Annotated in this window: 12 protein-coding genes; 11 read left to right on the forward strand and 1 reads right to left on the reverse strand. The window is 40.3% G+C overall.

The window, feature by feature from the left end:
* The first annotated feature begins 115 nt into the window (after positions 1–115).
* From argC to MKY29_RS04185, 5 genes are all read left to right on the forward strand, one after another.
* Positions 116–1150 carry an N-acetyl-gamma-glutamyl-phosphate reductase gene (argC, locus tag MKY29_RS04165; RefSeq protein WP_340879055.1) on the forward strand — a complete coding sequence of 345 codons (1035 nt, stop codon included), beginning with the start codon at positions 116–118 and terminating at the stop codon, positions 1148–1150.
* An 18-nt stretch (positions 1151–1168) separates the two neighbouring features.
* The gene (argJ, locus tag MKY29_RS04170; protein WP_340879056.1) at positions 1169–2395 is read left to right on the forward strand and encodes a bifunctional glutamate N-acetyltransferase/amino-acid acetyltransferase ArgJ; all 1227 of its coding nucleotides are present in this window, start codon (positions 1169–1171) and stop codon (positions 2393–2395) included.
* Positions 2358–3137, forward strand: coding sequence for an acetylglutamate kinase (gene argB, locus MKY29_RS04175; protein WP_340879057.1), 780 nt, complete (start codon positions 2358–2360; stop codon positions 3135–3137). Before argJ ends, argB begins: the two co-directional genes overlap by 38 nt.
* Positions 3134–4258, forward strand: a complete 1125-nt coding sequence (locus MKY29_RS04180) for an acetylornithine transaminase (protein WP_340879058.1) — start codon at positions 3134–3136, stop codon at positions 4256–4258. Before argB ends, MKY29_RS04180 begins: the two co-directional genes overlap by 4 nt.
* Positions 4259–5594: 1336 nt before the next feature.
* Positions 5595–6548: a nuclease-related domain-containing protein gene (locus tag MKY29_RS04185; RefSeq protein ID WP_340879059.1), complete on the forward strand. Its 954-nt coding sequence runs from the start codon at positions 5595–5597 to the stop codon at positions 6546–6548.
* Positions 6549–6856: 308 nt separating this feature from the next.
* Here MKY29_RS04185 and MKY29_RS04190 read toward each other — a convergent pair whose 3' ends face one another.
* Positions 6857–7420 carry a cupin domain-containing protein gene (locus tag MKY29_RS04190; RefSeq protein ID WP_340879061.1) on the reverse strand — a complete coding sequence of 188 codons (564 nt, stop codon included), beginning with the start codon at positions 7418–7420 and terminating at the stop codon, positions 6857–6859.
* Between the two features lie 256 nt (positions 7421–7676).
* Between MKY29_RS04190 and MKY29_RS04195 the strand changes: the two genes are divergently transcribed.
* From MKY29_RS04195 to MKY29_RS04220, 6 genes are all read left to right on the forward strand, one after another.
* Entirely contained in the window at positions 7677–8504 is an 828-nt protein-coding gene (locus tag MKY29_RS04195; protein ID WP_340879062.1) for a transporter substrate-binding domain-containing protein, read from the forward strand.
* A 21-nt stretch (positions 8505–8525) separates the two neighbouring features.
* The gene (locus tag MKY29_RS04200) at positions 8526–9185 is read left to right on the forward strand and encodes an amino acid ABC transporter permease (protein ID WP_340879063.1); all 660 of its coding nucleotides are present in this window, start codon (positions 8526–8528) and stop codon (positions 9183–9185) included.
* 22 nt (positions 9186–9207) lie between these two features.
* The gene (locus tag MKY29_RS04205; protein ID WP_093493904.1) at positions 9208–9936 is read left to right on the forward strand and encodes an amino acid ABC transporter ATP-binding protein; all 729 of its coding nucleotides are present in this window, start codon (positions 9208–9210) and stop codon (positions 9934–9936) included.
* A gap of 146 nt (positions 9937–10082) precedes the next feature.
* Entirely contained in the window at positions 10083–10508 is a 426-nt protein-coding gene (locus MKY29_RS04210; protein WP_340879064.1) for an RbsD/FucU family protein, read from the forward strand.
* A gap of 19 nt (positions 10509–10527) precedes the next feature.
* Positions 10528–11295, forward strand: coding sequence for a DeoR/GlpR family DNA-binding transcription regulator (locus tag MKY29_RS04215; protein ID WP_090565527.1), 768 nt, complete (start codon positions 10528–10530; stop codon positions 11293–11295).
* Positions 11296–11469: 174 nt separating this feature from the next.
* Positions 11470–12948, forward strand: coding sequence for a sugar ABC transporter ATP-binding protein (locus MKY29_RS04220; protein ID WP_340879065.1), 1479 nt, complete (start codon positions 11470–11472; stop codon positions 12946–12948).
* Positions 12949–12964: the final 16 nt, after the last annotated feature.

The following is a 12964-nucleotide window of genomic DNA, read 5'->3' on the forward strand; positions in this document are numbered from 1 at the left end:
GGGAGTTGTTTTCTTTTATTCATAGATAAATATTCAGTAAATAACTAAAAATACAATTGACTTTATAATTATGCAGTATTATACTAGTCATTATCTTACTGTTGAGGTGATAGGTATGAAAATAGGGATTATAGGAGCAACGGGTTATGGTGGTCTGGAATTGATAAGGCTATTGCATAATCATCCGGAAGCCCAGTATATTGATTTATTCACTTCTTCAGAAGAAGGGATACAATTTTCGAATAAATATACACATTTAATGAATATTTACGACCAAGCGCTTCTACCAATCGAACATAATAGACTAACAGAATACGATGTTATTTTTGCGAGTACTCCCTCAGGGGTATCTTCCGACATATTGCCTTCTTTAATAGGAAGAGGACCAAAACTTATCGATTTGTCTGGTGATTTCCGTTTGAAAAACCCAATAGATTATGAGCAGTGGTACCAAAAACCACCGGCTCCTTTAAACGCAATTGAAAAAAGTGTTTATGGTCTAACAGAGTGGAACGAAGCCTCAATTAATCAAGCAAGTCTAATCGCAAATCCAGGATGCTATCCGACAGCAGTACTGCTTTCATTATTGCCCCTATTAAAAGAAAACTTAATCGACGGGGAGAATCTCATCATAGATGCAAAAAGTGGTGTGTCAGGAGCCGGTAACAAACCGACTCAAATGACGCACTTTAGCGAAACAAATGAAAACACTGCTATATACAAAATACATCAACACCAACATATACCGGAAATCGAACAGGCAATCAGTATGTTTGCAGGTATAACATCACCCATAACTTTCACGACCCATCTTGTCCCAATGACTAGAGGAATTCTAGCGACAAGTTACGCATCTCTGAAGTCAAACGTTAATGAGAAACAACTGATAAACGCATTAAAAGAGACATATGCCAACCATCCATTTGTCCGGATCATTGAACAATCGAACAAATTCGGTACCAATCAAGTATACGGCTCAAATTTCTGCGATATTCACTTGAAAGTCGACCCGCGTACAAATCGTGCAACAATCGTATCGGTCATTGACAACCTCGTAAAAGGAGCAGCCGGCCAGGCAATTCAAAATATGAATGTGCAATTTAATCTCAACCAAACGACAGGTCTTCAGCAAGTCCCACTATTCATTTAGACAGAGGAGGAAAAACCGATGACTATTAACACGATGACGATGAAAAGCATCTCCTACAAAAACATCGCTTCACCAAAGGGCTTCCAAGCAACAGGAATCCATTGCGGTTTAAAGCATAAGAAAAAAGATCTTGCACTACTTGTTAGCGACGTGCCTGCAAGTGTAGCTGGAGTTTTCACAACAAATGCCATCAAAGCTGCACCATTACTCATCACAAAAGATGTTGTATATGAAATAGGTAAAATGCAAGCAATCATTGTTAATGCAGGGAATGCCAATGCCTGTACAGGAAAACAAGGTATGGCAGACGCATACATGATGCAAAAACTCACAGCAGAAAAACTAGGAGTCGATCAATCACTTATCGGCGTTGCATCCACTGGAGTAATAGGGGAGCTCATGAAAATGGAACCAGTAACAACAGGTATCCAAGCATTAGAGCCAGTAAATGAACTAGAAGGCGCAATTGACTTTTCTCTAGCAATTATGACTACAGATACCGTAACAAAAAATGCAACATATCAAACAATCATTGACGGTAAAGAGGTTATTATCGCAGGAACGGCAAAAGGCTCTGGCATGATCGAACCAAATATGGCAACGATGCTCGGTTTTATTACAACCGATGCGAATATTGAGTCCAACCATCTTCAGGACGCACTAAAAGCTATCACCGACGTGACTTTCAATGCAATTACCGTAGATGGCGATACATCGACAAATGATATGGTTATCGTAATGGCAAATGGAATGGCACAAAACAATCCATTAACTCCAGACCATCCAGATTGGGAAAACTTTGTGCAAACCTTACACACTGTGTCACAGGATCTAGCTAAAATGATCGCCAAAGACGGAGAAGGCGCAACGAAATTAATTGAAGTGGAAGTAAAAGGTGCCATTACAGACATAGAAGCCCGTAATATAGCAAAAACCGTAGTAGGTTCTCCGCTTGTAAAAACTGCCATCTTCGGAAATGATGCGAACTGGGGAAGAATCATCGCTGCAGTCGGCTATAGTGGTGCAACAATCGATCCAAACGCTATTACAATCCTACTTGGCACAACAAAAGTAGTAGAAAATGGAGAGCCTGTTCCATTCTCAGAAGATGATTTAATCATTTATTTGAAGCAACCAGAAGTCAAGATCTTCGTCGATATACATCAAGGCAATGGTCAAGGAACAGCATGGGGGTGCGATTTGACATATGACTACGTCCAAATCAACGCAACTTACCGCTCCTAAAAGCATCGTCATCAAGCTTGGTGGTAGCATGCTCGATGGGTTAAATGAAAACTTCTTCGCCAATTTCAAAAAACTTCAAGCAACGGGTCATCAAATCGTAATTGTCCACGGTGGAGGCCCAGCTATCAATAAAGCTCTTTCTAATAGCGGAATTTCGACCACATCTATTAACGGAATACGTGTGACATCCGCTGAAGCAATTGGAATTGTCCAATCTACCTTAGTTGGTCAAGTTAATCCAGCACTAGTTCACCAGCTGAATAAAAGCGGTATCCAAGCAATTGGCCTTAGCGGCTACGATAACCAATTATTACAGTGCACGATACTAGACAAATCAACGTACGGTTTTGTCGGAGAAGTCCAGCAAGTGAATACCTCATTTATTGAAACGTTGCTGAAAAACGGAATCACTCCAGTCATTTCAAGTATTAGCTGCACGGCAGATGGAGAACCACTTAACATTAATGCCGACACTGTAGCAAGCGAAATTGCTTTAGCAATAAAAGCGGAAAGCTTACAACTCGTTACCGACACTCCAGGTATAAAAATAGATGGTGAGATACAAGAAACAGTTACCTCTGAAAAAGTTACAGACTGGATTATTTCTGGTTATATTTACGGAGGAATGATACCAAAAGTAACAGCAGCACTTGACTGTCTTGCGGAGGGCGTTCCATCCGTCCAAATTGTGGGCGATCAACTGTCCGGTACAACAATTTTGCAGCAGGAGGTATACGCATGAGCTCTTTATTCCAAAACTATACTCGCCGACCTATTCACCTTGTGAAAGGAAAGGGCACTATCGTTACCGACGACACTGGAAAAGACTATCTCGATTTCACAAGTGGTATAGCCGTGCTCAGTCTTGGTCATACTCATCCTGCGATAGTTCAAGCGATTCAACAACAAAGCGAAAAACTCTGGCATGTATCCAACTTGTTCGAAAGTCCCGAACAAGAAAAACTTGCTGAAACTCTTGTAAACGATACACACTTCGCACACGCATTCTTTTGCAACAGCGGAGCAGAGGCGAACGAAGCAGCTATCAAGCTAGCGCGCAAACATACTGGGAAACATACCATCATCACATTTGAAAAATCATTCCACGGACGCACATTCGGCGCCATGTCCGCCACTGGCCAAGGCAAGGTACGCAACGGCTTCGGTCCATTACTTGAAACCTTTCGTACTGTACCCTTCAATGACGTAACAGCCTTAAAAGCAGTAATCGATGATGAAGTTGGCGCGATCATGCTCGAAGTAATACAAGGGGAAGGTGGCGTTAACCAAGTAACACCTGAATTCGCTCATGCCATCACCGACATATGCGCATCTAACGGAATCTTGCTCATAGTAGACGAAGTCCAAACAGGTATCTCTCGTACTGGTACCCGCTATGCATACGAGCAAACAGTCCTAAAACCTGACATCATGACGTTAGCCAAAGGACTTGGTGGCGGCTTCCCAATCGGAGCCATGCTCGGAACAGCAGAACTACACGACACATTGGGTCCCGGCACACACGGCACCACCTTCGGAGGAAATCCTCTAGCGGTAGCCGTCGCACAAACAGTTCTAGACAATGTATTTATGCCAGAATTTATAGCAGAAGTGAATAAAAAATCTGCTTATTTTATCGAGAAATTAAACGAAGCATTACCAACCAACCAGCTAGTCGGCTCTGGCCTATTACTCGGAATTGTCTGCGAAGAAGAAGTTGCAGCCTACATAACAGCAGCCGACGAAGCAGGTCTACTACTAGTAGCGGCAGGACCAAACGTAATCCGCCTCCTGCCGCCACTAACCGTAACAACCGAAGAAATCGACCAAGCCGTCGACATCTTAAAAACCATCCTATCTTAATAACCACTTGAATTAAAGCGCTCAGCGAACCGCTATTCACAACCAAGGACCTGCCATCCCGGCAGGTCCTTTAATGTATACAGCAACAATTTTCAAATAACTCCGATCCGCAAGTTTAAAAAGAATGCATTTCTCCCATGCGAAAGCGGACCGCATCGAAAAAATCCAAATAATCCCAGTCCATAAGTAAACCTCCACTGAAAGCAAGTAACCTATGTTCATGAGCAAGTATTTAACCGGACTCCGCAAGTAAGTCAACCACGAAAGCAAGTAACCCCCATCTCTCCGCAAGTAAAACCCAAAAAGGAAAGATTTTCGGCCATGCAAAAAGCCAATTGCATTGAAAAGAATCCAAATAGTCCCAGTCCGCAAGTAAACCTCCACTGAAAGCAAGTAACTTAGGAACATAAGCAAGTACTCAGCTCAACTCCGCAAGTAAATCCACCACGTAAGCAAGTAACCCCCATCTGTCCGCAAGTAAAACCCAAAAAGGAAGCTTTTCGCTCATGCGAAAAGCCAACTGCATTGAAACAATCCAAATAGTCCTAGTCCGCAAGTAAACCTCCACTGAAAGCAAGTAACTTAGGAACATAAGCAAGTACTCAGCTCAACTCCACAAGTAAATCCACTACGTAAGCAAGTAACCCCCATCTGTCCGCAAGTAAAACCCAAAAAGGAAGCTTTTCGCTCATGCGAAAAGCCAACTGCATTAAAAACACTCCAAATAATCCCAATGCGCAAGTAAACCTCTACTGAAAGCAAGTAACCTCTGATCATAAGCAAGTACTCAACCCAACTCCGCAAGTAAATCCACCACGTAAGCAAGTAACCCCCATCTGTCCGCAAGTAAAACCCAAAAAGGAAAGCTTTTCGCCCATGCGAAAAGCCAAGTGCATTGAAACAATCCAAATAGTCCCAGTCCGCAAGTAAACCTCCACTGAGAGCAAGTAACCTATGATTATGAGCAAGTATTTAACCGGGCTCCGCAAGTAAATCAACCACGAAAGCAAGTAACCCCCATCTCTCCGCAAGTAAAAAGCAAAAAGGATAGCTTTTCGCCCATGCGAAAAGCCAACTGCATTAAACCAAAAGTAATCTCGTCTAAGTGTGAAAAACCGATTCTATAAACTCTACTGCGAATTTAGCATCAAAATAATACAATAATATTCCTAGAATCAACAAATATTATTGTGTAATATGAGAAACAATTCAGTTCTTAATCCCATTTCTTAAAGAAAATTCAATTCTCACCACAAAATTCTCGTTGAAATGCAATTTCTGTAGTAGCTCTAGTAGACTTAAACTATATATGCTAATCTATCCTCGAGGTGATAAAATGATAGTAAAACCATATGCACAAACGCTATATATGGAAGCACTTATCTCGTTAAACAAACGACTGAAGAAAAACCATCCCAAATATCTCACTCTCCGAGAAGACCTAAATCGCAATATTGCAGGAGACATAGGGGAAGAAGCAGTTATGAGTTTTCTTCAAAAAGTTAAACTTCCATACAAATTCTTTGCCTTCCACAACATTTCACTATTCGGAGAGTCACTATTTCAAATGGATATCCTAATAATTACACAGTATTATGCTATGATATTCGAAGTTAAAAACATCCAGGGAGAAATTGAATTTAAATCTCATCCATATCAGCTGAGCCGAACATTATCAACTGGAGTAAGAAACTCGTTCGACAGTCCAGAGATTCAACTCCAAGAGTATATTTATCAGCTGAATGTTATATTTAAGGCCGGTGGATTTTCAATACCTATCTACGGTGCAGTTGTTTTTCCTTTTTCTAGTAGCTATATCAAAACCCCTCCAAGTGAAACAACCGTACTATTCCGTAACGAAATCAAATCCTATTTAAGAAAATTGAAAACGCATGATTCTCCACTTTCCTTAGAAGTACTTGACAGCCTCAAAAAATTTATTCTAAACAAAACTACCAATTACAAACCATTCCCTTTAGCACAACACTTTGCAATTAATCCTGACGACATCATCAAAGGAGTAGAATGTACTATCTGTAACCTTGTCGGAATGAAAAAAGTTGCCCGTCACTGGATATGTCCTAAATGCAGAAATATCAGCACTAATGCACATACAAAAACCATAAAAGAATATTTTCTCATATACAAGGACTCCATCTCCAATACAGAGTGTCGCCAATTTTTAAATCTAAATAATATGTACGAAGCAAACAGAATCCTAAAAAATGCAAACCTAATCAAAACTGGTAAATACAAAGATGCTAAATATAAAATGGAATTTATAAAATAAAGATCTTCTGTACTTAAGAGAAGGTCTTTTTATATTTAATAAAATTCAGATCTCTAATAAACCTCTTCCAAACTCAATATTCTATGAGTATTAGAATTTCCATATAACCCCAGAGCGCAAGTAAACCTCCCTCCAAAGCAAGCAACCATCAATCAAGAGCAAGTACCACTCCCGACTCCGCAAGTAAATCCACCACGAACGCAAGTAACCCCAGCCACTCCGCAAGTAAATCAAAATCACTCACAACCAAACCCAAACCGCACCCAACCAAAAAAGCCCTCCGCTCACACGAAGGACCTCCCAAAAACCTAAAAATCATGCGTCATCGTCCAAACAGCAATCGCATCCGTATCCCCATCGTTCATAAAACGATGCGGCAGCGAGCTATCAAAGTAAATACTATCCCCTTCATCGATAAGGTAAACCTCGCCCTCAATTTCAATCCTCAAGCTACCAACCAGCATCAGACCGCATTCTTCGCCGCCATGGAACATAAGTGGATCATCAGTGTCCTCGCCTGGCGAAACAGTCATCTTAAAAAAGCTCATCTGCTTGCCTGAACTTGGCGACAAAAGCTCATATCCAACATTAGGTCGCACACGTTTTATGAAATGACCCTCACCTTTGCGGGTCAAAGTAACTGCATTATTTTCCTCCGCTTCAAAGAACGAAAACACAGGAACTTTCAAACTATGGCTTAATTTCCATAACGTTTCCAAAGAGGGGGATACTTGTCCGCGCTCTATTTGAGAAATCATACTCTGGCTCACACTTGCTTTTTTCGCCAACTCATCGGACGTCAACCCTTGAAATCTACGCAAATACCTAATTCGTTTACCAACCTCACTTTTAGGAAAAACCAATTTAATCACTCCTTATGAATAAAGATACATTATACAGAATAATAAAACATTATAATACTAAAATCAAAAAATACTAACCTTATACTAAAAAGCATATAATACAACTATACATAATCTATTTTGCACCTTTATTATAATAGAATCAATAATAAAAATATTATAACTAATTATTTTTTATGTAGACACGTGAATAATAATAATTTATACTACTAATAATTCAATAGTTTCATAAGGGGAACTGAATAAAAAAACGGGGGTTAAGTTTATGAAGAAATGGTTAGTGGCAGTACTAATGATTACCATGTTAATCATTGCTGGATGTAGTAATGATTCAGGTGGTGGAGTTTCAACAGAAAACTCTACAATTCAAAAAGTATTAAAAGAGAAAAAACTAATTATCGGGATGTCTCCAGGGTATTTCCCATTTGATATGAAAGACCCAAATGGCGATTTCGTTGGATATGATGTAGACACAGCAAACGCACTTGCTGCAGCGTTAGGAGAAGATATTAAAGTTGAATTCAAGCAATTTACTTTTGATGGTTTAGTTCCTGCACTTAGAACAGGCGAGGTAGATATGGTTTTCGCAGGAATGACAATTCGTGGTGACCGTGCTTTGGCGGTAAGTTTCTCAGATCCGTACTTCCAAACAGGTCAAGCTGTTATGGTACCTGGAAATGATAAAGCTACTAAAACTTGGCAAGACCTTGACGTAAAAGGTAATAAAATTGCGGTAGGGATCGGTACAACTGGTGCGCTACTTGCTAAAGATGTTTTCAAAAATGCTCAAATCCTAGACTTTGAAGAATTTCCATCCGCAGCAGCAGCTATGGCGCAAGGGGAAGCGGACGGAGTAGTATACGATGAACCAGCTATTGCAGTTTGGAAATTAAAAAACGGAGATTCAGTTAATCAGTTAGAAGAACTAATTTCTACAGAAAATCTTGGAATTGCGATTCAGAAAAACGACTTCGATACAATCCAGTGGGTAAACTCATTCTTAAACAGCTACCTTGGAAGCCCTGCAGAACTAGCATCGCGTAACAAATGGTTTGAAACTTCTGACTGGTTAAATGAAGTAGTAGACGAATAAAACACTCTAGGGGGAATCAGCATGTACAACTACGACTGGAGTGTCATACCAAGAAATATGGACGTCTTCATCGATGGAGCACTTAAAACACTGGAAATTTCAGTAATCGCAATTCTTTTTGCGATTCCAATAGGGATCCTCTTTGGACTTGGACGTATATCTAAAAACAAAATTATATATTTAATCTCATCTACGTACGTAGAAATAATTCGCGGAGTACCACTACTAGTGCTTTTAATGTGGATATTCTACGTAATGGGTCAAGTATTTAGATTAGGTTCCTATTGGGGTTCAATAGTAGGTCTTGCAATATTTGCTGGAGCCTTTATAGCGGAAATCGTTCGCACAGGTATACAAGCAGTGCCGAAAGGGCAGATGGAAGCAGCGCGCTCACTTGGAATGACTCATACAAAGGCAATGACACATATTATTTTGCCGCAAGCATTTAGACGAGTATTACCTCCGCTTGCATCACAATTCATCATGCTTATTAAGGATTCATCACTTGTATCAATTATAGCTGCAACCGACTTAACTCTAAATGCAAAAAATTTAGTGGCAACATCGTTTGCTTCCATAGAAGTATGGACATTCGTTGCACTAATCTATTTCATCATGACTTTCAGTCTTTCGCTAATCATTCGATACTTCGAAAAACGATTACTGAAGAGCGAAGCATAACGTTAAGGAGGGGTGTACCCAAATGATCACTATTAAAAATGTTAATAAAAGCTTCGGCGACCACCACGTCCTAACCGACGTTTCGCTTGAAGTACCAAAATCGAATGTTATCGCATTGATTGGCCCAAGTGGAGCAGGGAAATCGACCTTAATTCGAACTATAAATGCATTGGAACCGGTAGATAACGGGGAAATAACAGTGGACGGAATCTCCATCCATGACAAAAAAACGGATATCAACGTAGCCCGCACAAACATCGGCTTCGTATTCCAAAGCTTTAACCTATTCCCATTCCTAACCGCATTAGAAAACGTTACAATGGCACCTATAAAAGTAAAAGGATTGAGCAAAGAAGAAGCTGAAAAAAGAGGGAAAGAGCTACTAACTTCACTTGGCCTAGCTGACAAATTCGATGCCTATCCAAACAGACTTTCCGGTGGTCAGCAACAACGTGTAGCAATTGCACGAGCATTAGCAATGGACCCGCAAGTCATGCTATTTGATGAACCAACATCTGCACTCGATCCTGAAATGGTAACCGAAGTGCTTGATGCCATTCGCAAACTAGCAAAAGACGGCATGACGATGGTTGTTGTAACACACGAAATGGGCTTCGCCAAAGAAATTTGCGACGAAATCGTCTTTATGGCAGAAGGCAAAATAGTCGAACGCGCTGCACCATCTAAGTTCTTCACAAACCCAGACACACAGCGTGCCCAAGACTTCCTATCAAAAGTCCTAAACCACTAGAGCAATCTAGTGGTTTTTATTTTGAATAAAACACCTTCCCAGTACACTTAGTCCCAATCTCATCAACCCCAAACAAAAAAACACTTCCATTCCTAAAAATCTTTGGTATCATATAGTAAAACAAAAACAAACAAAGGAGAAACCACATGCTTAAAAACATACCTCACTGTATTTCGCCCAATCTCCTCAAAATTCTTATGGAAATGGGGCATGGAGATGAAATTGTCATCGCAGATGGTAACTTCCCGGCTGCATCACACGCGCAAAATTTAATAAGACTGGACGGACTCCATATTCCAGAAATACTTGAAGCCATCCTAGCGCTCATGCCACTCGACGCATATGCGGATTCATCGGTTTTTTATATGATGCATGGACCAGAAACCTCCGCACCACCGATATGGAAGAAATACGAGGAAATCCTCCAAACCACAGATAACCAAACAGTCACACCATCAAAACTCGAACGTTTCCGCTTCTATGAACAAGCCAAACAAGCTTACGCAATCATCGCGACTAGCGAGCAAGCGCTCTATGCCAATATTATTCTTAAAAAGGGCGTAATCACATAAAGAAAGAAGGAATCCACGTATGTTAGTTCCGGAAAGACATAAAAAAATCATCAACATTGTCAATGAAAACAAAACCGCCCGTGTATCTGAACTGAGCAAACTACTAAAAGTGACGGAGGAGACGATCCGCCGTGATTTAGAGAAACTAGAATCAGAGAATAAACTAGCTCGTACGCATGGTGGAGCCATTTCTACACAAGAGGAAGAAGGGGATATTCCTTATTTCCAACGTGAAGTGATGAACCAACAAGAAAAAATGGCGGTTGCAAAACAAGCTGTTACTCTAATACAAGAGGACGATATCATATTCCTCGATGCTAGTTCCACCGCTTTCTACCTAGCTAAATTACTTCCCAATAAGAAAATAACCGTGCTTACAAACTCGCTTAGAGTAGCCGCTGAACTAGCCAACCAAACACATATTCAAGTTATAGTAGCTGGTGGTAACCTTTCCCCAACTTCCTTATCTTTAGTAGGGCCACTTACTGTCAGCACATTGGAACGCTATCACGTAAACAAAGTCTTTTTCTCTTGCAAGGGTCTACACAAAGACTGGGGAATCAGTGATTCCAACGAGCAGCAAGCAATCGTCAAACGCAAAATGATAGAGATGGCAGACCAAAAAATACTCCTACTGGACCATACAAAACTCAACAAAAAAGCATTTGCCCACATCGAAAAAGAAGAGGTTATTAATACGATAATCATTGATGATCTAGCAAATAAAACATATCTAAAGTATTTCGAAGAAAAAAACATAAAAATTTCCTATGCGCAATTGGGTTGAGTCCTCATTGCGCATCGTGTAATAACCAAATTACGAATTAAATAGTCAGAATTATAAAAAAACCACTTGATTTTATTAAATATCTATTTTATAATCAACACAATCAAAGAAAAACAAATATAAACAAATATCAAACAACAAAAAGGCGGGATGAAAGTGGAGCCTCTTTTACGAATGGAACATATCAGCAAATCGTTCCCGGGTGTCAAAGCATTATCCGATGTAACAATCGACCTCCAATACGGGGAAGTACTAGCGCTCGTTGGGGAAAATGGTGCGGGAAAGTCTACACTCATGAAAATCCTAACAGGTATCTATCCAAAAGACGAAGGAACAATCACTCTTCAGGGGAAAGATATTACAGTTCATTCTCCAAAACAAGCACAAGAACTTGGTATTTCCATCATTCATCAAGAACTCAACTTGATGAAAGACCTCACAGTTGCAGAAAATATTTTCATCGGACGTGAACCAAAAGGAACGATGAACCTTCTTGTAAACGACAAACAGTTGAACAAGCAAACAGCAGAACTTTTCAACAAACTCAACTTAGACTTAGACCCCAAAACTAAAGTGCGTCATTTAACCGTAGCAAAGCAACAAATGGTAGAAATTGCAAAGGCACTTTCATTCAACTCGAAAATACTCATCATGGACGAACCAACCACAGCGCTGACAGAAACCGAAATCGATACACTCTTTGACATTATTACTAGCATCAGAGAAAAAGGCGTCGGAATCATTTATATCTCTCATCGAATGGACGAACTTAAGCGAATCTCTGACAGAATCACGGTTATGAGAGACGGAACATACGTGGACACCCTAAAGACATCAGAAACGGAAATGAGCAAAGTCATTCAACTGATGGTTGGCCGACATGTATACATAGAATCGAAGCCAAACATTGCTTCTGGAGAAAAAGAAACAGTACTAAAGGTAAGTAATATCTCCACGAAAAACCTGTTAAAAGATGTTTCGTTCGATTTAAAAAAAGGAGAGATACTTGGATTTGCTGGGCTAATGGGTGCAGGACGGACAGAAGTAGCCAGAGTACTATTCGGTGCTGATCCATCCACAAATGGAACGATCAACCTACATGGCAAGGAAGTCAAAATAAAATCACCAGCGGACGCCGTGAAACAAGGAATCGGCTACTTATCAGAAGACCGAAAACAATACGGCTTACTCGTCAGCATGGACGTCAAATCGAACATTGCACTAGCAACTATAAAAGACTACCAAACGAACTCAGTTTTTGTAAGCGATTCCAAAATCAAAAAAACAGCTACAAAATACGTCGAGAGTCTAAAGATTAAAACTCCATCTGTAGATCAAGAGATTAGACTCCTCTCTGGAGGCAATCAGCAAAAAGTCGTTATTGCAAAATGGCTCCAAAGGGATTGCGACATTCTAATCTTCGATGAACCAACACGTGGAATTGACGTTGGTGCAAAAGGAGAGATTTATAAACTACTAGATGAGCTTGCAGCAAGTGGGAAATCAATCATCATGATCTCATCTGAATTACCTGAAGTTTTACGAATGAGTCATAGAATCGTCGTCATGTCAGAGGGGAAAATCACAGGGGTACTTTCCTCGGAAGAAGCGACACAAGAAAAAATAATGGAGTATGCAACACAGCTCCACTAATAATAGGGGTGAAGTA

Source organism: Psychrobacillus sp. FSL K6-2365 (assembly GCF_038003165.1).
Classification (GTDB): Bacteria; Bacillota; Bacilli; order Bacillales_A; family Planococcaceae; genus Psychrobacillus; species Psychrobacillus psychrodurans.

Excerpts from the sequence above, each read along its gene's own strand:
- argC (WP_340879055.1), top strand. The coding sequence starts at position 116 with ATGAAAATAGGGATTATAGGAGCAACGGGTTATGGTGGTCTGGAATTG.
- argJ (WP_340879056.1), top strand. The coding sequence starts at position 1,169 with ATGACTATTAACACGATGACGATGAAAAGCATCTCCTACAAAAACATC.
- argB (WP_340879057.1), top strand. The coding sequence starts at position 2,358 with ATGACTACGTCCAAATCAACGCAACTTACCGCTCCTAAAAGCATCGTC.
- MKY29_RS04180 (WP_340879058.1), top strand. The coding sequence starts at position 3,134 with ATGAGCTCTTTATTCCAAAACTATACTCGCCGACCTATTCACCTTGTG.
- MKY29_RS04185 (WP_340879059.1), top strand. The coding sequence starts at position 5,595 with ATGATAGTAAAACCATATGCACAAACGCTATATATGGAAGCACTTATC.
- MKY29_RS04195 (WP_340879062.1), top strand. The coding sequence starts at position 7,677 with ATGAAGAAATGGTTAGTGGCAGTACTAATGATTACCATGTTAATCATT.
- MKY29_RS04200 (WP_340879063.1), top strand. The coding sequence starts at position 8,526 with ATGTACAACTACGACTGGAGTGTCATACCAAGAAATATGGACGTCTTC.
- MKY29_RS04205 (WP_093493904.1), top strand. The coding sequence starts at position 9,208 with ATGATCACTATTAAAAATGTTAATAAAAGCTTCGGCGACCACCACGTC.
- MKY29_RS04210 (WP_340879064.1), top strand. The coding sequence starts at position 10,083 with ATGCTTAAAAACATACCTCACTGTATTTCGCCCAATCTCCTCAAAATT.
- MKY29_RS04215 (WP_090565527.1), top strand. The coding sequence starts at position 10,528 with ATGTTAGTTCCGGAAAGACATAAAAAAATCATCAACATTGTCAATGAA.
- MKY29_RS04220 (WP_340879065.1), top strand. The coding sequence starts at position 11,470 with ATGGAACATATCAGCAAATCGTTCCCGGGTGTCAAAGCATTATCCGAT.